Raw genomic sequence first — 18,149 nt, forward strand, 5'->3', positions numbered from 1 at the left:
CCGGGGAAACCGACACTTCCAGGGCGAAATTTCGGCAGGGAAGTGCATGAATCCCCGGCCCACCGGGGAAACCGACACACCCCGCACTCACCGGCGGCGCCCGAAGACCGCGCCGGCCACGACACCGAGGAGCACGAGTCCCGCCCCGACGGCGATGCCCTTGACGAAGTCCTGCGACCCGCCACCGGGCGCCGGTGGACGGGTGAAGACGGACGGGCCCTCGCCCTCGGGGGTCCCGAGCACGCTCGCCGGCGCTGGTCCCCCTGCCGTCGGTGCGGCCAGCTCCCGTCCCACGCCGTCGAACAGCTCCCCCGCCATCCGCTTCGAGACCGATGCGAGCATCCGCTGGCCCACCCCGCCGACCATGCCGCCGACGACCGCGTCGGCGTCCCAGGCCACCTGGGTGCCCCCGTCGGCCTCGGTGAAGCGGACGTTGACCGTGGCGTCCACCGTCCCCGGTGCGCCCGCCCCCTGCAGGCCCATCACCAGCGACGAGTGGGGCTCGAGGTCCGACAGCACGCAGGTGCCGTGGTAGGTCCCGCGGATCGCCGCGACCCCGGCCGTCACCGTCATGTCGTAGGCGTGGTCGCCCCGCGTCTCCATTCGCTCGCAGCCCGGGATCGTGCGCACCAGCACGGCGGGGTCGAGCAGCGCGTCCCAGACGCGGTCGACCGGGAACGGGATCGTGTTGGTGCCGCTGATCTTCATGGCGTCTCCTGGCTGTGACGTCGGCGCAGATCGAACAGGTCGGACGGTGAGATCGGCATGGACGTGATCCCCAGTCCCGGGTGATCGAGCCGCTCGGCGTCCTCGATCGCGGACGCGAAGACCGCGGCCGACGGGATCACGCCCGCCTCTCCCGCGCCCTTGATCCCGAGCGGGTTCAGCGGCGACGGGGTCTCGATGTGGTCGATCTCGATCGAGGCCGGCACCTCGGTGACGTAGGGCATCAGGAAATCCATGAACGACGCGTTGAGCAGCTGCCCCGACTCGTCGTAGGCCATCCGCTCGTAGAGCGCGCCCGCCACGCCCTGGGCCACGCCGCCGTGGATCTGGCCCTCGACGATCATCGGGTTGATCAGGTTGCCGCAGTCGTGCACGACGGCGTACTTGAGGATCCGGACCTCCGCGGTGTCGGGGTCCGTCTCCACCACCACCGCATGCATCCCGGAGGCGAACGTCGACCGCTCGGGGCTGTAGAAGTCGCGCCCCTCCAGGCCAGGTTCGTCGTCCTCGGCCACCGGCGGCTTGCCCGGGTCGCCGACGGAGAACTGGGTGGCCGCCTTCGACGCCTCGTCGAAGGCGTAGCGCAGCGGGTTGGAGAGCACCGCGACCGTGCCGAGGTCGATCGAGGAGTCGGTGCCCCGCACCGAGACGACACCGTCGGCGATCTCGAGGTCGTCGACCGACGCCTCGAGCGCCTCGGCCGCGATCCGGAGTGCCTTCTCCCGGGCCGCCTTCGCCGCGAGGTGGATCGCCGATCCGCTCATCACCGCCGCACGGGAGGCGAACGTGCCGACGGCGTAGGGCATCCGGCGGGTGTCGCCGGTGACCACCTCGACGTCCTCGAGCGCCACGCCGAGCTCGTCGGCCGCGATCTGCGCGAACGACGTCGCGTGACCCTGGCCCTGCGTGGTCAGACCGGTCGCCACCTTCACCTTGCCCGAGGTCTCGATGTGGACGTGGGCGCCCTCGTAGGGCCCGACGCCGGTGCCCTCGACGTAGCAGGCGAGCCCGATGCCGACCCGCCTGCCCTCGGCGGCCATCTCCGCACGGAACGCCGGGAACTCGTCCCAGCCCACCAGCTCCTTCAGCTTCGCCAGCGACGCGGGGTAGTCGCCGGAGTCGTACTCCAGCTCCCGCCCGTCCTGGAAGATCAGCCCCTGGTCGTAGGGGAACTCGTCGGGCTGGATGAAGTTGGCCGCGCGCACCTCGGTGCGGTCCTTGCCCAGGGACGCCGCGATCGCGTCCAGGGTCCGCTCCATGACGTAGCAGCCCTGGGGCCGCCCGGCACCGCGGTAGGGCGTGACCATCACCGTGTTGGTGTAGAGGCTCTCGAAGACGACCCGGTAGCTCCCGGGCTTGTAGGGCCCGAGCAGCTGGGTGGAGGTGATGATCGGGACGATCAGGCCGTACGGCGTCCAGGCGCCGTGGTCGTGCCAGAACGTCACGTCCAGCCCGAGCACCCGCCCGTCGTCGTCGAAACCCACCTCGACGTGGTGCACCTGCCCGCGCTCGTGGGCCGAGGAGATGAAGTGCTCACGCCGGTCCTCGGTGAACTTCACCGGCCGCCCGAGCGAACGCGCGGCCATCGGGACCAGCAGCTCCTCCGGCCACGGGTGGTTGATCTTCACCCCGAAGCCACCACCCACGTCGGGCGTGATCACGTCCACCTGGGCCAGGTCGAGGCCGAGCTTGGCCGCCACCGCGGCACGCACGCCGGTCGACGTCTGGGTCGAGGTCCACACCGTCATCCGGCCGACGTCCGGGTCCCACCGCGCCACCGTGCCGCGGCCCTCCAGCGGCGTGCAGGCGCTGCGCTCGATGGTCAGGTCGAGCGACAGGGTGTGCGGCGCCGACTCGATGGCGGCCCGGGCGTCACCGTTCTCCTGCTCCAGCCGGGCGCCCACGTTACCGGGTACGTCGTCGTGCACCAGGTGGTCGGCCGCCCGGGCGGCGTCGATGCCGACCACCGGCTCGAGGAACTCGTAGGCCACCCTGATCCGGCCGACCGCGTCCTCGGCGATGTAGCGGTCGTCGGCCACCACGAACGCGATCGCCTCCCCGACGTGGTTGACCTCGTCCCGGGCCAGCGCGTGCTGGGTGCGGCCGTGGGTCAGCGCGGGGTGCGGGATGAGGAGGGGCAGCGGCTCGGCCATCGCGCCGGTGAGGTCGTCGTGGGTCCACACCAGGTGGACGCCGTCGACGTCGAGCACGTCGGAGACGTCGATGTCGGTGATCCGGGCGTGGGCGTGTGGGGAGCGGAGCACCGCGGCGTGGAGGGTGCCGGCGCCGGCCAGTACGTCGTCGACGTACCGTCCGTGGCCGCGCAGCAGGCGCTCGTCCTCCACCCGCTGCACCCCGGTGCCGAAGAGCTTCGTGGTCATCGAGACCCTGCCTCCCTCGCGGGGTTTCGAGACGGGCCTTGACGGCCCTCCTCAACCAACGCAGCCGCCCGCTCCACGGACTTCACGATGTTCTGGTAGCCGGTGCACCGGCAGAGGTTGCCGGCCACCATCTCCCGGGCCTCGTCGCGGGTCGGCGTGGGGTTGTCGCGGAGCCCCGCGGTGATCGTCGTCAGGAAGCCGGGCGTGCAGAAGCCGCACTGGAGACCGTGGCACTCCTTGAACGCCTGCTGCACCGGGCCGAGCGAGCCGTCGGGCTCGGTCAGGCCCTCGACCGTGGTGATCTCGGTGTCGACCGCGGAGACCGTGAACACCAGGCAGGACCGCACCGGCCGGCCGTCGATGAGGACGGTGCACGCCCCGCACACGCCGTGCTCACAGCCCACGTGGGTGCCGGTGAGGCCGAGGTCGTGCCGCAGCGCGTCGGAGAGCAGCCGGCGTGCGGGCACGCGGACGACGTGGACGGCGCCGTTGACGCTCAGCCTGACCTCGTGCAGCTCCTCGGTCATGAGGCCGCCTGCCGGAACTCGTGCGCCGCCCGGACCACCCGTCGGGTGAGCACGCGGACCAGCTCGGCCCGGTAGTCGGCGGTGGCGTGGATGTCGTCGGCGGGCTCGAGGTGCTCCAGCGCCGCATCGCCCAGCTCGGCCTCGGGCACACCGGAGAGGTCGACGACGGTCGGCACGTCGCTGACCGACAGGTAGCCCACGCTCACCCGGTGATCCTCCACGAGCGCCGCAGCCCCGCACAGGGCATAGTCCCCGTGCCGCCGGGAGATCTCCTCGAACGCCACCCCGGAGCCGGGCGGCAGGGCGGGGAAGAACGCCTCCAGGGCGATCTCGTCATGGGCCAGCGTCGACTCCAGCGGTCCGGCGAACAGGTCGTCCGCGGCGATCGTCCGCCGCCCGGTCGCCGAGGCCACCTCCAGCGAGCCGCCGAGGAGCTTGAGCACCACCGGCATCTCGGCGGCGGCGTCGGCGTGGACCAGCGAGCCCACGGTGGTGCCCCGGTTGCGGATGGTGGCGTGCGCGACGTGACCGAGGGCCAGCGCGACCAGCGGCTGCACCCGCCGGGCCTCCTGGTCGGCGAGCACGTCGGCGTGCCGGGCCAGGGCCCCGACGCGAACCCCGTCGCCGGAGCAGGTCACGTGGTCGAGGCCGGGCAGTCCGTTGATGTCGACCAGCAGGGAGGGAGCCGCCAGCCGCATGGACAGCAGCGGCACCAGGCTCTGCCCGCCGGCCAGCACCTTCGCACCCGGATCGCCGGCCAGGGCCTCGAGGGCGTGCTCGAGACCGGCGGGCCGGACGAAGGCGAACGGTGCGGGCTTCACGCGCTGGGGGGCGGTTCGGTGGTGTCGTCGCGGTGCACGCCCGGCTCGCCGACCGCCATCATCGTGCCCGCGAGCGCGCGTGGCTCCACCGCCCGGGCCAGGTGGTAGCCGGCGATGATGACGATCGTGCCGAGCGCGATGCCGCCGAGCTCGAGATTGAGCGTGAGCCCGAGGATCTGGAAGTTGTCGAACACGGTGAAGAACCCGGTCGTGCCGTAGCCGATGCCCAGGATCAGGCCGGCGGCGATCGGCACCAGGTTCGCCGGGTCGCCGAAGTTCACGTTGTTCTCGATCCAGATCTTGGCGCCGAGCAGGCCGATCATCCCGTAGAGCACCAGCGTGATCCCGGCCAGCACGCCGGCGGGCGTGGCCGCCACGATCGCGCCGAACTTCGGCACCAGGCCGAGCAGGATCGCGGTCACCGCAGCGACGAAGTACGCCGCCGTGGAGTAGACGCGGGTGGCCGCCATGACGCCGATGTTCTCGGCGTACGTCGTCGTCGGCGACCCACCGACCGTCGAGGTGATCACGGTGCCGACCCCGTCGGCGGCGACGGCGCGGCCGACGACCGGGTCGAGGTCGGCGCCGGTCATCCCGGAGACCGCCTTGACGTGGCCGATGTTCTCGGCCACGAGCGCGATCACCGCCGGCAGCGCCAGCAGGGCGAACCCGACCGAGAAGGACGGCAGGTGCCAGCCGACCGCGTCGAGGTTGCCGGCCAGGGTCTGGTTGCCGACCAGCCCGTCCGCGGTGTGCGGCGGAAATCCGAACCAGTCGGCAGACGCGACCCCGGACCAGTCGACCCGGTCGTGCGCGATCGCCTTGCCCTCGGAGGAAGGGGTCGGAGAGGTGATCTGCCCGAAGACCAGGTCCGCCAGCCAGGAGACGACGTAGCCGAAGACCAGGGCGAGGAAGATCGCGATCCGGCCGAGGAAGCCCTTGAGCCCGACCGCCATCAGGATCACCACCGTCATCGTGAGCATGGCGATCCAGGGATCGGTCGGCAGGTAGACGTCGGTGGCGACTCCGGCCAGGTTGAAGCCGATCAGCATGACGACCGCACCGGTGACCACCGGCGGCAGCACCGTGTTGACGACTCCCGCGCCGAGGAAGTGGATGGCGACACCGACCAGGGCCAGCACCACGCCGGAGACCAGGATCGCACCGGTGACGTCGGCCGGCCCGCCGGGGCCACCCGCGCCGGAGTAGGTGTAGATCGCGGTGGCGCCACCGACGAACGACGCGGAGGTGCCGAGGTAGCTCGGCACCCTGCCCTTGACGATCAGCAGGAAGCAGATCGTGGCGATGCCGCTCATCATGATCGCGAGGTTGGGGTTGAGGCCCATGATGATCGGAAACACGAACGTGGCGCCGAACATCGCGATCACGTGCTGGGCGCCGAGGCCCACCGTCTTGCCCCACGCCAGTCGCTGGTGCGGCGCGACGGCCTGTCCCGGGGCCGGGTCGACCACGTCCCACTTGAACATCGACATCAGTGCCCTCCCGCTGCGCTGGTCACGATCCTCGGGCTCACGCTAGCGCGGCAGGCCGGTTTGGCGGCGCGGCGCACCGTTCCGGCTCACGGCACCAGGTAGTCGCTGTCCCGGGCATCGGTGAGGACCATGTGGCCGGGGGCGTGACCGATCGCGAACGGCGGCCGCGACGCCACCACCGCGGCCTGCGGCGTCACCCCGCAGCCCCAGAAGACGGGCACCTCGTCGGCCCGGATCTCGACCGGATCGCCGTAGTCCGGGCGGTCGGGGTGCGAGATCCCGATGGCCTCCGGGTCGCCGACGTGGACCGGCGCCCCGTGCACCGCGGGATAGCGGGCGGTGACCCTGACCGCGGCCGCGACGTCCCGGGCGCGGACCGGCCGCATCGAGACCACCAGCGGCCCGCCCAGACGCCCGGCCGGACGGGTCGGGACCGAGGTCCGGAACATCGGGACGTTCACGTCCTGCTCGATGTGGCGCACGGGCACACCTGCGTCCAGCAGGGCCGCCTCGAAGGTGAAGCTGCACCCGATCAGGAAGGCGACCAGGTCCTCACGCCAGACGTCGCGCACGTCGTCCGGCTCGTCGACCAGCTCGCCGTCCTCGAAGACCCGGTACGCCGGAACGTCGGTGCGCAGGTCGCCGGACATCAGCGAGGTGGACACCGACCCCACGTCACCGACGTCGAGCAGCGGACACGCCTTCGGGTTGCGCTGGGCGAACAGCAGCATGTCGTAGGCGAGGTCGGAGGGTACGGCGATCAGGTTCGCCTGGGTCCAGCCGCGGCACCATCCGGCGGTCGGCGTACGCAGGCCCGCCCGGAACAGCGCACGTGCCTCGGCGGGCGGCAGGTCGCGCCGGTGCTCGGCGCTCGGCAGGGTGGTCATCGGTGCACCGGCTCCCGATCGGGACGCTCGGCCGGCAGCGGAGCGCTGACGGGGCGGAACCTGAGCCGCTGCCCGGGTCGCGCCTGGGCCACGAGGCCCAGGTCCCCGGTCGTCACGACCGCGATCACCGGATAGCCCCCGGTGACCGGGTGGTCGGCCAGGAACAGCACGGGCTGGCCGTTGTGCGGCACCTGGATCGACCCGGGGATCGTGCCCTCGCTCGGCAGCTCGCGCCGCTGCCGCTGCTCGAGCACCGGACCGGTCAGGCGGACGCCGACGCGGTTGCTCCTCGAGTCGACCTCCCACGCGGCCGAGGCCAGCTCCTCGAGCGATGCCTCGGTGAACCAGTCGTCCCGGGGGCCGAGGACGACGTGCAGCACGAGGTCGTCCGCCGAGGGGGTGGCGACGGGCGCCTGGTCCAGGGCGGGGATCCCTGCGTCCGGCACGGCGCCGAGGTGGATCCGGTCCCCCGGCCCCAGCGGGGTCCCGATGCCCGCCAGCAGGTCGGTGCTCGCCGAGCCGAGGACGCGGGGCACATCGATCCCGCCCCGGAGCGCGACGTAGCTGCGGACCCCGACCCGCGGCGTGCCGAGCGCGACGGTGGATCCGGCCGCGACGTGCACGGCGCAGCCCAGACCCGCGGCCCGGCCGTCGACGGTGACCGGGACCGGCGCACCGGTGATGGCCAGCTCCAGCGCGCGTCGGGCCACGAACCGCAGGCCGCCGAGCGTGACCTCCAGCGCCGTGGCGTCCTCGGGGTTGCCGACGAGGCGGTTGGCCAGCGTCAGCGCCCCTGGGTCGAGTGCTCCCGAACGGGGCACGCCCAGCCAGGCGTACCCGGCCCGCCCGAGGTCCTGGGTCGTGGTCAGCGACCCGGCCTCCTCGATCTGCAGCGCCTCGCCGCTCATGGCCCGACCCGGACGAACCTGACCCGGGTCCCGGGTGCCAGCAGGGCCGGCGGGTCGCGCTCGGGGTCCCACAGCGTCTCCTCGGTGCGCCCGATCAGCTGCCACCCGCCCGGGGACTCGCGCGGGTAGGCGCCGGTGAACTCGCCGGCGAGGCCGACCGAACCGGCCGGCACCTTGGTGCGCGGCTCCTCCCGGCGCGGCATGACCAGTCTCTCGTCGCCCCCGACGAGGTAGCCGAAGCCCGGGAGGAACCCGGTGAACGCCACCGTCCACTCGGCATCCGTGTGGAGCCGCACCACCTCGTCCGCCCCGAGGCCGCTGATCCGGGCCACGTCCTCGAGGTCCGGACCGTCGTAGGTCACCTCGACCTCCACCTGCGGCCCCTCCTCCGCGTCGTGCTCGGCGGTCTCCAGTCCGCGCAGCCGGTCGGCCACGCCGGCCAGCACCCCCGGGCCGGGGCGGCAGCGCAGGAGCACGGTCCGGGCGGCGGGTACGACGTCGACGACGTCGGCGAGGCCCCCGCCGTCACGGTCGGCCCGGATCGCGGCGGCCAGGGCCAGGACCGACCGCAGGTCGTCGACCTCGACGAGCAGGGCCGCGTCACCGCAGGGCAGCAACCTCATCCGTCGGCGTCGGCGAACGACCTCAGCGTCACGCCGGCCTCGGTGAGCGCGTCCCGGATTGCGACCGCCATCGCGGTGGCTCCCGGGGTGTCCCCGTGCACGCAGATGGAGGCGGCGTCGACCTCGATCTCGGTGCCCTCCACCGCCGTGACCCGTCCGTCGCGCACCATGGCCACGCAGCGCTCCGCCACCTGCGTCGCGTCGGTCAGGACGGCTCCGGCCTCGGACCGCGACACCAGCGTCCCGTCCGGGTTGTAGGCACGGTCGGCGAACGCCTCGTGGTGGACCGGCAGCCCGGCCTCCTCGGCCAGGGCGAGGAAGCGCGACCCGCGCAGGCAGAGGACGGGCAGGGAGGCGTCGAACGACACCACCGCCTCGACGACGGCGGCCGCCTGCGGCTCGTGGTGGACGATCGCGTTGTAGAGCGCGCCATGTGGCTTGACGTAGCGCACGCGGCTTCCGGCCGACCGCGCGATCCCGTCGAGCGCGCTGAGCTGGTAGAGCACGTCGGCAGCGAGCTCGTCCGGCTTGACCTCGATGAACCGCCGGCCGAACCCGGCCAGGTCCCGGTAGCCGACGTGCGCGCCGATCGCGATCCCGCGCTCGGCGGCCCACCGGCACATGTGGCGCATCTGGGTGGGGTCACCGGCGTGGAAGCCGCAGGCCACGTTGGCGCTGGTGACGACGTCGAGCATCGCCTCGTCGTCTCCCATCGGCCAGGGCCCGAAGCCCTCGCCGAGGTCGCTGTTCAGGTCGACGGTCGGGTCGTCAGCCATCAGAACAGCTCTCCCAGCCCGGCCATCGACTGGTAGCCGAGGTAGACGGTGGTCAGCCAGGCCAGCACGCCGATGACGATCAGCCAGCGCGGGTAGCGGTAGCCGCCCATCAGGTCGCTGCGGCGTGCCGCCACCCACAGGAGCAGTCCGAGCCCGACCGGGAGGATCAGCCCGTTGAACCCTCCGGCGAAGATCAGCAGGTTCACCGGCGTCGTACCGAGCGCGAGGAAGATCGCCGTCGAGATCACGATGAAGCCGACGACGACCCACCGCTCCCAGTGGGTGACCCAGCTGCCGAAGACCTTGAGGAACGAGGTCGAGGTGTAGGACGCCCCGATCACCGACGTGATCGCCGCGATCCAGATGACCGCCCCGAACATCACCTCCCCGGCGGTGCCGAGCGCGAACTCGAACGCCGATGCGGTGGGGTTCTCCGGGTCGAGGCTCGCGCCCTGGGTGACGACGCCCAGGACCGCGAGGAAGAGCAGGACCCGCATCAGGGCGGTGATCGCGATTCCGTTGATCGAGGCCCGGGTGATGGCCGGGACGTTCTCCGGTCCGCGGACGCCGTTGTCGACGAGGCGGTGCGCACCGGCGTACACGATGTAGCCACCGACCGTGCCCCCGACGAGGGTGGTGATCACCAGGAAGTCGACGGTCTCGGGCGCCACGGTCTGGATCAGCGCGTCCCCGACGGGTGGGGAGCTGGTGATCGCGACGTACGCCGTCAGCGCGATCATGAGCAACCCGAGCAGGATCACGACGCGATCCATGGCGACCCCCGCCTTGCGCACCAGGAAGATCGCGATGGCGATCGCCGCGGAGATCGCGCCACCAACCCTGATGTCGAGGCCGAACATCGCCTGCAGGCCCAGCGAGGTGCCGGCGATGTTGCCGATGTTGAACACCAGCCCGCCGAAGACGTCGAGCGCCGCCAGGAGGAATCCCGAACCGGGCAGGGCGCTGTTCGCCAGGGTCTGGGCCCGCCTCCCGGAGACCCCGACGACCCGCCAGACGTTCATCTGGATCGCGATGTCGAGCAGCACGCACGCGAGGATCGCGAATGCGAAGGCCGCGCCGAGCTGGACCGTGAACGCCGTGGTCTGGGTCAGGAACCCCGGTCCGATGGCCGAGGTCGCCATCAGGAACATCGCCCCGAGGAACCCGGCACGGCCGGAGGAGGACCGTAGTGCGGAGGGCTCCTCCTCGGCTCCCGGGGCGGGCGACGGGCTGGTGGCGTGCTCGGGTGTGTGGGCCATCACAGCACCCTAGAAGTTGTTGAACAATATGTCCACAGATTGTTCAACGATTGCGCCAGCGGAGCATCCGGGAGAGCGCTCGCTCCGCGGTCTCGAGATAGGCGACCAGCTCCGCGGCGGCGGCCGCCCGGTCCCCCGACTCGAGGAGGCCGACGAGCAGCCGGTTGCGGCGCAGGTAGGGCTCGTGGAACTCGCGGGGGTCCGGCATCGCCGCGAAGGCCAGCCTGAGCTCGGCGAGCAGGCGCTGGAACATCGCATCGAGGCGCGGACTGCCCAGGGCCGCGACGACCGTCTGGTGGAACCGGAGGTCGGCGGTCGACACGGCGGCCCAGTCGCCCAGGGCGGCGGCCTCCTCTGCCTGGCCGACCAGGTCGGAGAGCAGGGGGAGGTCCGGGCCGACGGCCTCCAGTCCCAGGAGCTCGAGAGCCCGCCGGATCCGGTAGATGTCCTCGATGTCCGCGGCGGTCAGGCTCCGGACGGTCACGCCCCGGTGCGGCGCATGCTCGACCAGGCCGTCCTGGGCCAGCAGCCGGAACGACTCCCGGACGGTGTTGCGCGACACCCCGAGGGCGCTCGCGATGCTGGCCTCCCGCAGTGGGTCGCCGGACCGGTACTGGCCCTCGATGATGTGCTCACGGAGCGTGTCCGCCGCCCGCGCGGCTGCGGGGGCCTGACTCGAAGAGGGCAGTGCGGACACCTTCCGATCATGACACGCAGGGAGGTCGCCGACCCGGGACGCGGGTCAGGACGCGATCTCGAGCACGCGCAGCGCGACGGCGACGTCGAGCCGCAGGTTCGCGTCGGACGACAGCGGACCCAGCAGCCGCTCCAGCTTCCCGACCCGGTAGCGCATGGTGTTGTAGTGGAAGAACTGGAGGCGGGCCGCCTCGGCCACGTTGAAGTTGGTGTCGAGGAGGATCCGCAAGGTCGCGCGCAGGTCGGCGGACGCGGCGGTCGGCTCCCCGACCGGTCCGAGCACGTCGCGGGCGAAGGAGCGCAGCTCCTCGACGTCGGGCACCAGCGCGATCAGGCGATGCACGCCGAGCTGGTCGAAGAACGTCGTCGACCCGTCGCCGTGGATACGTCGCCCGACCTGCACGGTGCGCCGGGCCTGCGCGTACGCCTCGGGGAGCTCGGCCAGCGATCCCGCCACGCGGCTCACGCCCACGGAGAAGGGCCGGCGGCCGCCACCCCGGTCCCCCGCCACCGCCGCCACCACCGTCCGTACGACGCCGTGGCCCGGCCACGGTGTGTCGTCGCTGCCGGTGACCGGCAGCAGGGCGACCACCTCGGAGGAGAAGTCGACACTGGGCACCCCCTTCTCGAGGGTGGTGGTGACCTGGCGCCAGGCGGACGAGAAGCGGTCCTGCCACCGGCGTCGCTGCGGGCCCGAGGCGTCCTCCCCCGGCCGCGGCGGGTCCAGCTCGGCCACGACGACGACCACCGGCCGGCGCAGGTCCCAGCCGAAGGCCTCGGCGTGCTCCTCGACGTACTGGTCGTCGCCGGCCCGGCGCAGGAACAGGTCGCGCAGGAAGTCGCCCTGGTACTTGTTCTCGACGGCCGTCACCGCCTCCTCCCGCGTGATCAGGAGGGCGGCGACCGCCGCGGCGCGCTCGAGGGCGTGGACGTCGTTCTCCGGGATGGGTACGTCGGTGCGGCAGCACACCAGGCGGGCGAGGTCCTCACCACCCGCGGCCACCCGTAGCGAACGGACCTGCCCGGGACCCAGCGACCTGCCGCCGCCCGCGATCTTCTCCACCCGGACCCGCCCGGAGGCGTCGATGAAGTCGGCGGCGTCGAGGGCTGCCCGCTGCACCGGGTCCATCGCGGCGGCCCGCTCCCGGCCGTCGGTGGAGGTGAACAGGACCCCGACGTCGAGCACCTTCCCGACCTCCGCCGCGATCCGGTCGAGGTCACCACCCTCGAGCACGATGTCGGTCAGCGCGGTGTGCAGCGCATCGACGCGGGCCAGGACGGCCGCGGCGTCATCCCCGGATATCAATACTTGGCCCCTCCCCGAAAGATCGTTGGCACAACCTCACATCGGCAAACGTAACCGGCGGCCACTAGCGTCGTGAACCATGAGCGTCCCGGCGAGCGTCCCGGTCAGCGCACCACCGCGGATCCGGGACCTCATCCGCACCGCGCCCGACGGCCCCGTGCCGATCGTCCACGCCGGGCCCCAGGCGGTCTACGTCGCCGTCGGCGACCGCTGCGTCGGCCTGCTCGGCCGGCACGCGACCGGCGTCCCGTGCGGACTCCGGTCGAGAATTCGCGGCTTCGGCGACTGGTCGTGCTCCTGGGCCCACATGGCGGGTGGGACGCTTCACGTCGACGGCATACCGTTGATGGTGGGCCGTGCCGTGGACGTACGGGTCCCGCCCCTCGACCACGCCGCGATCCCACACCGGACGGCCAGTCCGGCCACCGGCGCGGCCACCCCCCAGGCCGTGGTGGTCGGGCTGGTCCCACCAGGGGTGGCCGAGGCCACCGCTCCCCCTCTGGAGGCCGTGGTGCCAGAGCTCCTGGGCCGGGGCACCGGGCTCACCCCGGAGGGCGACGACCTGCTGTGCGGCTGGATCGCGACCCACCGCGCCGCCGGCGTACCCACGCCGGAGGTCGACCGGGCCGTTCGGGCGGGACTGCACCGCACCACGCTGCTGTCCGCGACTCTGCTGGACTGCGCGCTGGACGGCGAGGCCCTGCCCGAGCTGGGCCGGTTCCTGCGGGCGGTCGGCACCGCAGACGAGGCTCACCGCGCCGCCGAGCTGGAGGCGGTCGGCGGCAGCTCCGGGGCTGCACTCCTGCAGGGAGCCCGGCTCGCGCTCGACGCCCTGGCGGGCGACGGCTCCCGGTCGCGGGTGGGTGCCGCATGAGCACCCCCATGACGGAGCACGTCGAGCTGCGGCACGGCGCCTATGCCGACTCGGTCACGCTCCTCCAGGTCAGCCGCACCGTGCAGGACGAGGCCGGCGTGGTGGCCGCGCAGGTCGCCATGGCGACCCCGCTGAACCTCGAGGTCCTGGCCGGGATGGGTTTCACCGTCCCGGCCGCGGCACCCGACGACCTGGTCGTGGCGCTGCGCCTCGACGAGAGCGCGGAGCTCGACTCCGTGCTCGCGGCCGTCGATGCGGCGCTGTCGCGGTCGACCGCCCCGTCGGGAGGCACGACGGAGCACGCGCCACCGCGTACGACCGCCACCGCGTTGCGGCTGGCCCCCCAGGCGCTGGTCCTGGTCTCGGTGCCGGGCGCGCACGCGCTCGTCGAGGCGGTGGACGCCCTCGACGCCGGCAGCGACGTGATGGTCTTCAGCGACAACGTCCCGCTGGCGCAGGAGGTCGCCCTCAAGCGCATGGCCTCCGAACGCCACCTCCTCGTCATGGGCCCGGACTGCGGCACCGCCGTCGTCGGCGGTCTCGGCCTCGGCTTCGCCAACGTCACCTCACCCGGCCCGGTGGGCATCGTGGCCGCCTCCGGCACCGGGTGCCAGCAGCTGCTCGCCCTGCTCGACCACGCCGGCGTGGGCGTGTCCTCCGCGCTCGGCGTCGGCGGCCGCGACCTGTCTGCCGAGGTCCGCGGCCTGTCCACCCGCACCGCCCTCACCCGGCTGGACGCCGACCCCGGCGTGGAGCTGATCGTGCTCGTGTCCAAGCCCCCGGCGAGCGACGTCGCCGCCGAGATCGAGGAGTACGCCGACTCGCTGGCCACACCGGTCGAGCTGGCCCTGCTGGGGCCCGGCCAGCCGGACCTGACCGCCGCAGCGGAATCGGTCCTGCGCCGGCTCGACCGCGACGTCCCCGCCTGGCCGGTCACGGGCAGCGCTGACGCGCCGCTGCTTCCCGACGGGTCCATCCTGCGGGGACTGTTCGTGGGCGGCACCCTCTGCGAGGAGTCGCGCCTGATCGCCGGCGAGCTGCTGGGCGCCGACCGCGTCGACCTGGTCGACTTCGGTGCCGACGAGCTGACCGGCGGCCGCGCCCATCCCATGATCGACCCCACCCTGCGGCTCGAGCAGCTGTCGCGGGCGGCCGCCGACGTACGCACCGGCGTGGTCCTGCTCGACGTCGTCCTCGGTCACGGCGCCGAGCCCGACCCCAGCGCGCTGCTGGCCCCCGCCGTGACCGCCGCCGAGAGGCCCGTCGTGGTGTCGGTGGTCGGCACCGCCCACGACCCGCAGGACCTCGACCGCCAGGTCCGGATCCTGGCCGAGGCCGGCGCCGAGGTCCACCTGTCCAACGCCACGGCGACCCGCCGGGCCGTCGAGCTCCTCGGAGGCGGGCGATGACCGCACCTGACCACGTCGTCGGCGTCGGGGTCGACCTCCTCGCCGACGCCATCGAGGCCCAGGCCGTCGACGTCACCCGGGTCGACTGGCGACCCCCCATGCCCGGCACCGAGGCCGGTCTCGCGACGGTGGCCGCCGATCCGCGGCGGCGGGCGGCCAACGAGGAGGCCGTGGCCCGGATGCTGCGGGTCCAGGCGATGCTCGTCGACGTCGGCCCCGCCTCGGCGATCCTCGGGCTCGAGCCCGGCCACTTCCTGCACGCCGGCCCGCCGATCACGTGGGACCGCGCCTCGGGTCCGCTGCGGGGTGCGCTCATGGGGGCGGCCGCCCTCGAGGGCCTGGTCGACGACCCGGAGGACGCCGGCCCGCTGTTCGAGAGGGGCCAGCACGTCTCCCTGGAGCCCTGCCACCACCGAGGGGCGGTCGGGCCGATGGCGGGCGTGGTCACTCCCTCGATGTGGATGTTCGTGCTCGAGGACCCCGACACCGGCGCCCGGACCCACTGCACCCTCAACGAGGGGCTCGGCAAGGTGCTGCGGTACGGCGCCTACGCACCCGAGGTCCTGGACCGGTTGCGCTGGATGGCCGGAGTCCTGGGCCCGTTGCTGCAGGCGGCCGTCCGGTCGAGCGGGCCGGTCGACGTGACCGGGATCCTGACCCAGATGCTGCAGATGGGCGACGAGGCCCACAACCGCAACCGGGCCGGCACCCTGATGCTGATGCGCGACCTGGCGCCGGCCCTGGTGAGCGCGGCAGCCGACGCCGGGTTCACCACCGACGACGTCGCGGATGCGCTGCGCTTCGTCGGCGGCAACGACCACTTCTTCCTCAACCTCGCGATGCCCGCCTGCAAGCTGGCCCTCGACGCCGCGCGGGACATCCCCGGTTCGACGATGGTCGTGGCGATGGCCCGCAACGGCACCGATTTCGGGATCCAGGTCTCCGGCACCGGCGACGAGTGGTTCACCGGACCGGCCCAGCTGGCCGACGGGCTGTTCCTCGGCGACTACGGGCCAGACGACGCCAACCCCGACATCGGCGACTCGGCCATCACCGAGACCGCGGGGATCGGGGGCTTCGCGATGGCGACCGCGCCGGCCATCGTCCGCCTGGTCGGGGGCAGCGTGCCCGACGCGCTGGCCACCACGCGCCGGATGCACGAGATCACCCTCGCCGAGAATCCCCGCTGGTCGGTGCCGGTGCTGGAGTTCCAGGGCGTCCCGACAGGGATCGACGTCACCCGCGTCTGCCGGACCGGCGTCCTGCCCCAGATCAACACCGGCATGGCGGGCCGGGTGGCCGGCGTCGGGCAGGTCGGCGCCGGGCTGGTCACTCCCCCGGCCGAGGTGTTTCCCACGGCGCTCGCCCGGCTTGCCGAGCTGGCCGCCGCGGCTGACTGACTCGATGACTGACTCGATGACTGAGTAGCAGCACCCAGTGCGATGCGGTCCTTCGACTCTGTCGTACCAGGCCGCCGCAGCGGTGAAATGAAGGCATGATGCGTTACGCCGATCTGCGCCTGTGCCCCAGCTGCCGGACAGCGCTCCCCGCAAACCCCCAGTCCTGCCCCTCCTGCCACCTTCCGCTGCGGGACCCACTGACCGCGGAGCTGTACCAGACCTTCCAGCACGCCGACGTCCTGCTCGCTCAGCTCCGCGCCAAGGCCGCCGCCGAGGAGTCGACGCCATCACCTGCCGTGCCCGAGGGCCGCGTACCCTCGACCGCCCGCCGCTTGGGCCTGCGCACCGCTTCGGTCCCCGTGATCCTGCTCAGTCTCGGCGCGCTCTGCCTCTTGGTCGCTGCGGTCACCTTCCTCGCGGTCGCCTGGTCGTGGATGGGTGTCGGGGGTCGGACCGGGGTTCTGGTGACCTTGACCGCCGCGGCCGCTGGCGCAGGTGTCTTGCTCGGACGGCGCGGACTCCGGATCGCTGCCGAGTCCCTGACCACAGTGTCGCTCGGGCTGGTGGCACTCGACGTGGTGGGCGCCATCACGGCTGGGTGGCTCGGGGATCCCGACCCAGCCGAGTCGACCGCCCTGGTCGGCGCGGGGGTCGCAGCCCTTTCCTGCGCGATGCTCGTGAGGTCCCGTCTCGTTGTACCCCAGCTTGGGGTGGTGGTCGGCCTCGTCCTCGCCTTCGTCGGGGTCGCGGTCAGCACTGGCCACGGCCGCATCGTCGCATTCGTCGCGGTGCTCGCACTCGCCACGGCGGCGTCGCTCGGCCGCCTGCTCGGTGCCCGCACGCTGCGCGTGACGGCCGCACTCGCGGCCGGCACGTGGTGGCTCTGGCTCCTGCTCGCCGGCCTCGAGGACGCGTTCAGCGACCCGAGCCTGACCGGCCTCTGGACCACCCCGAACGCGCTTCCGCTGCTCGGTGCGGCCGCCCTCCTGGTCGGCCTGGCCGGCTTGCTCCACCCGGGCCGGGAGGCCTGGGCCGCCGCATCCGGAGCCGCGACCATCGTCACCCTGCTCCTCGCCGTGCCGGCCCTCGACGAGGGAGCAACCGCCATCGGACTGGCCCTCCTCAGCGCACTGGTCGTCTGGACCGCGATCTCCGCAGCACTCTCGCGCGAAGTGGCGTACGGTCCGCTTGCCCTGGCTGCGGTGCCTGCCCTCGCATTCACAGCTGCCCACCTCCTCGACGCGACGGTCCGGGTCGGGAGCGTCGGTGACCCGTTCACCGAGACAGCCGCCGTCCGGCTCGCCGCTCTCTCCCCGGACACCAGCCCCCTGCTGCTGGTCCCGCTCGTCGCCGCACTCCTGGCTGCGGCGTGGGCGGCCACTCCGCTCCAGCGCGACAGGTTCGTTGGTGTCGCGATGCTCGTGGTCGCGGCCACGGCCACGCTCGCCTTGTACTCAGTCCCGCTGGCCGTTGTCGTCGGCGTCCTGGCGGTCGCCGCCCTGGCCGTCGCCTGGCTCGGACGCCCCGTGCTCGCCTGCCTCGTGATCGCGGTGACCATTGCCGCGGCCTTGCCCAGCGCAGTCCTCACCCTCGTCGCATGCGCGGCCGCGGTTTCCGTCGCCCTCCTGCTCCTGCGGTCCCGGGCCACCCCGTCGACGATGCTGGGCGGGCTGCTCCTGCCCGCCGCCTCGGCGGGCGTGGTGTGGAGCGGCGCCGAGGTGGCTGCCATCACGGTGGACCTTCGGGCGCTGCCGATCCTCGTCGTGCTCGGGCTGCTGGCGATCGCCGTCCCACGCGTCGAGGTCGAGGCATCGGCTGCCGTGACCGGGCTGATCGCCGCCCTCGCCGCGCTGGACGTCGCGCCCGACCTGCCGACGGCGTTGGCCATCCACCTGACCGTGGCCGGGGCCCTCGTGACCCTGAGCAGCCTGGTCCACCGCGACCGCCGCGTCCTCGCCTGGCCCGGCGGCCTCCTGCTCGCCGCGGCCACCTGGGTGCGGCTGGCCGACCTCGGCGTCGAGGCCCCCGAGCCCTACACGCTGCCGTCAGCCGTCGTGCTGGTG

At 72.9% G+C, this 18,149-nt stretch carries 16 protein-coding genes; 4 read left to right on the forward strand and 12 right to left on the reverse strand.

Going from position 1 to position 18,149, the window contains the following annotated elements; genetic code table 11:
• Positions 1 to 87: 87 nt before the first annotated feature.
• The 12 genes from VFN12_RS02315 to VFN12_RS02370 form a co-directional block, all read right to left on the reverse strand.
• The gene (locus VFN12_RS02315) at positions 88 to 708 is read right to left on the reverse strand and encodes a carbon monoxide dehydrogenase subunit G (protein ID WP_325116940.1); all 621 of its coding nucleotides are present in this window, start codon (positions 706 to 708) and stop codon (positions 88 to 90) included.
• Entirely contained in the window at positions 705 to 3,107 is a 2,403-nt protein-coding gene (cutA, locus tag VFN12_RS02320; RefSeq protein WP_325116941.1) for an aerobic carbon-monoxide dehydrogenase large subunit, read from the reverse strand. Before cutA ends, VFN12_RS02315 begins: the two co-directional genes overlap by 4 nt.
• A complete protein-coding gene (locus VFN12_RS02325) occupies positions 3,104 to 3,634 on the reverse strand; it encodes a (2Fe-2S)-binding protein (protein WP_325116942.1) in 531 nt (176 codons plus the stop codon). The genes cutA and VFN12_RS02325 overlap by 4 nt, the downstream gene beginning before the upstream one ends.
• Positions 3,631 to 4,455 carry an FAD binding domain-containing protein gene (locus VFN12_RS02330; protein ID WP_325116943.1) on the reverse strand — a complete coding sequence of 275 codons (825 nt, stop codon included), beginning with the start codon at positions 4,453 to 4,455 and terminating at the stop codon, positions 3,631 to 3,633. Before VFN12_RS02330 ends, VFN12_RS02325 begins: the two co-directional genes overlap by 4 nt.
• Complete coding sequence (locus VFN12_RS02335; protein WP_325116944.1) at positions 4,452 to 5,948, reverse strand: uracil-xanthine permease family protein; 1,497 nt, start codon at positions 5,946 to 5,948, stop codon at positions 4,452 to 4,454. The genes VFN12_RS02330 and VFN12_RS02335 overlap by 4 nt, the downstream gene beginning before the upstream one ends.
• 86 nt (positions 5,949 to 6,034) lie before the next feature.
• Positions 6,035 to 6,835, reverse strand: a complete 801-nt coding sequence (locus VFN12_RS02340; protein WP_325116945.1) for a putative hydro-lyase — start codon at positions 6,833 to 6,835, stop codon at positions 6,035 to 6,037.
• Positions 6,832 to 7,743 (reverse strand): biotin-dependent carboxyltransferase family protein, encoded by a 912-nt coding sequence (locus VFN12_RS02345; protein WP_325116947.1) that lies wholly within the window; start codon positions 7,741 to 7,743, stop codon positions 6,832 to 6,834. The genes VFN12_RS02340 and VFN12_RS02345 overlap by 4 nt, the downstream gene beginning before the upstream one ends.
• Positions 7,740 to 8,366, reverse strand: a complete 627-nt coding sequence (gene pxpB / locus VFN12_RS02350; protein WP_325116948.1) for a 5-oxoprolinase subunit PxpB — start codon at positions 8,364 to 8,366, stop codon at positions 7,740 to 7,742. Before pxpB ends, VFN12_RS02345 begins: the two co-directional genes overlap by 4 nt.
• Positions 8,363 to 9,142, reverse strand: coding sequence for a 5-oxoprolinase subunit PxpA (locus VFN12_RS02355; RefSeq protein ID WP_325116949.1), 780 nt, complete (start codon positions 9,140 to 9,142; stop codon positions 8,363 to 8,365). Before VFN12_RS02355 ends, pxpB begins: the two co-directional genes overlap by 4 nt.
• Positions 9,142 to 10,401 carry an NRAMP family divalent metal transporter gene (locus VFN12_RS02360; protein ID WP_325116950.1) on the reverse strand — a complete coding sequence of 420 codons (1,260 nt, stop codon included), beginning with the start codon at positions 10,399 to 10,401 and terminating at the stop codon, positions 9,142 to 9,144. Before VFN12_RS02360 ends, VFN12_RS02355 begins: the two co-directional genes overlap by 1 nt.
• A gap of 43 nt (positions 10,402 to 10,444) precedes the next feature.
• The gene (locus VFN12_RS02365; RefSeq protein WP_325116952.1) at positions 10,445 to 11,098 is read right to left on the reverse strand and encodes a GntR family transcriptional regulator; all 654 of its coding nucleotides are present in this window, start codon (positions 11,096 to 11,098) and stop codon (positions 10,445 to 10,447) included.
• Positions 11,099 to 11,143: 45 nt separating this feature from the next.
• A complete protein-coding gene (locus VFN12_RS02370) occupies positions 11,144 to 12,403 on the reverse strand; it encodes a helix-turn-helix domain-containing protein (protein ID WP_325116953.1) in 1,260 nt (419 codons plus the stop codon).
• Between the two features lie 79 nt (positions 12,404 to 12,482).
• On the opposite strand from VFN12_RS02370, the gene VFN12_RS02375 reads away from it, so the two are divergent.
• From VFN12_RS02375 to VFN12_RS02390, 4 genes are all read left to right on the forward strand, one after another.
• Complete coding sequence (locus VFN12_RS02375; RefSeq protein WP_325116954.1) at positions 12,483 to 13,277, forward strand: DUF2877 domain-containing protein; 795 nt, start codon at positions 12,483 to 12,485, stop codon at positions 13,275 to 13,277.
• Positions 13,274 to 14,686 carry an FdrA family protein gene (locus VFN12_RS02380; RefSeq protein ID WP_325116955.1) on the forward strand — a complete coding sequence of 471 codons (1,413 nt, stop codon included), beginning with the start codon at positions 13,274 to 13,276 and terminating at the stop codon, positions 14,684 to 14,686. Before VFN12_RS02375 ends, VFN12_RS02380 begins: the two co-directional genes overlap by 4 nt.
• Positions 14,683 to 16,086: a DUF1116 domain-containing protein gene (locus VFN12_RS02385; protein ID WP_325116956.1), complete on the forward strand. Its 1,404-nt coding sequence runs from the start codon at positions 14,683 to 14,685 to the stop codon at positions 16,084 to 16,086. The genes VFN12_RS02380 and VFN12_RS02385 overlap by 4 nt, the downstream gene beginning before the upstream one ends.
• Before the next feature lie 98 nt (positions 16,087 to 16,184).
• A partial coding sequence (locus VFN12_RS02390) for an SCO7613 C-terminal domain-containing membrane protein (RefSeq protein ID WP_414690001.1) occupies positions 16,185 to 18,149 on the forward strand: 1,965 nt, incomplete at its 3' end.

It is taken from the genome of Nocardioides sp. (assembly GCF_035703625.1).
Taxonomy (GTDB): domain Bacteria; phylum Actinomycetota; class Actinomycetes; order Propionibacteriales; family Nocardioidaceae; genus Nocardioides.

Excerpts from the sequence above, each read along its gene's own strand:
- VFN12_RS02325 (WP_325116942.1), bottom strand. The coding sequence starts at position 3,634 with ATGACCGAGGAGCTGCACGAGGTCAGGCTGAGCGTCAACGGCGCCGTC.
- VFN12_RS02380 (WP_325116955.1), top strand. The coding sequence starts at position 13,274 with ATGAGCACCCCCATGACGGAGCACGTCGAGCTGCGGCACGGCGCCTAT.
- VFN12_RS02375 (WP_325116954.1), top strand. The coding sequence starts at position 12,483 with ATGAGCGTCCCGGCGAGCGTCCCGGTCAGCGCACCACCGCGGATCCGG.
- pxpB (WP_325116948.1), bottom strand. The coding sequence starts at position 8,366 with ATGAGGTTGCTGCCCTGCGGTGACGCGGCCCTGCTCGTCGAGGTCGAC.
- VFN12_RS02360 (WP_325116950.1), bottom strand. The coding sequence starts at position 10,401 with ATGGCCCACACACCCGAGCACGCCACCAGCCCGTCGCCCGCCCCGGGA.
- VFN12_RS02315 (WP_325116940.1), bottom strand. The coding sequence starts at position 708 with ATGAAGATCAGCGGCACCAACACGATCCCGTTCCCGGTCGACCGCGTC.
- VFN12_RS02385 (WP_325116956.1), top strand. The coding sequence starts at position 14,683 with ATGACCGCACCTGACCACGTCGTCGGCGTCGGGGTCGACCTCCTCGCC.
- VFN12_RS02340 (WP_325116945.1), bottom strand. The coding sequence starts at position 6,835 with ATGACCACCCTGCCGAGCGCCGAGCACCGGCGCGACCTGCCGCCCGCC.
- VFN12_RS02335 (WP_325116944.1), bottom strand. The coding sequence starts at position 5,948 with ATGTCGATGTTCAAGTGGGACGTGGTCGACCCGGCCCCGGGACAGGCC.
- VFN12_RS02355 (WP_325116949.1), bottom strand. The coding sequence starts at position 9,142 with ATGGCTGACGACCCGACCGTCGACCTGAACAGCGACCTCGGCGAGGGC.
- cutA (WP_325116941.1), bottom strand. The coding sequence starts at position 3,107 with ATGACCACGAAGCTCTTCGGCACCGGGGTGCAGCGGGTGGAGGACGAG.
- VFN12_RS02345 (WP_325116947.1), bottom strand. The coding sequence starts at position 7,743 with ATGAGCGGCGAGGCGCTGCAGATCGAGGAGGCCGGGTCGCTGACCACG.